1 pseudogene is annotated in these 632 nt (G+C 22.5%); it reads left to right on the forward strand.

The features are described 5' to 3' along the window. Window positions 1-632: pseudogene (locus GQX97_RS13830) on the forward strand (DNA translocase FtsK); the annotation flags it as partial.

Genomic DNA, 632 nt, shown 5'->3' on the forward strand with positions numbered 1-632 from the left:
GATTTAGTTAATTATTGCAAAGATATGGTAAAAAAAATAGATTTAAAAGATGTTGAGAGAAAAATATCTGATACTATAAAAACTAAAAAAGAAGAGATGAAAAGAGATGAAATGAAAGAAGAAGGAAATGAAAAAAATTATAAAAAAGAAAATAATAAAAAAAGTTCTTCTATGGATTACTTGCCTATATTTAGTAAAAAAGAAGTATCTGATTTTGAGTTTAGCAATACTCCATTTATAGAAAAAATATCTTTCAATCATTATAATTCATCTGAGAGAAAATATAATAAAAATGAAAATATAAATGATAATCTAATGGACGACTTTTTTAATAAGAGAAATGATTTTGATGATGCTAAGAATAAAGAATTAGATTATATGGTTGAGAGTTTAAATAATTTGAAAAGAGATAATTATGGAAGGATTAATGTTAATGCAATAGAAGATAGAGAAGAGGATATGGGCAATTCTTTATTTGAGGCTGCATTTGGAAATAATATAAAAACTGATATAAAAAAAAAAGAAGATGCTTTCAATCAATATAATGAATTAAAACAATATGATGATGAATATAATAAAAATGTTCATGAGGCAATAGAAAATATTGATTGGGATTTTAGCATTAATAGATC

Source organism: Brachyspira sp. SAP_772, assembly GCF_009755885.1.
Taxonomy (GTDB): Bacteria; Spirochaetota; Brachyspiria; order Brachyspirales; family Brachyspiraceae; genus Brachyspira.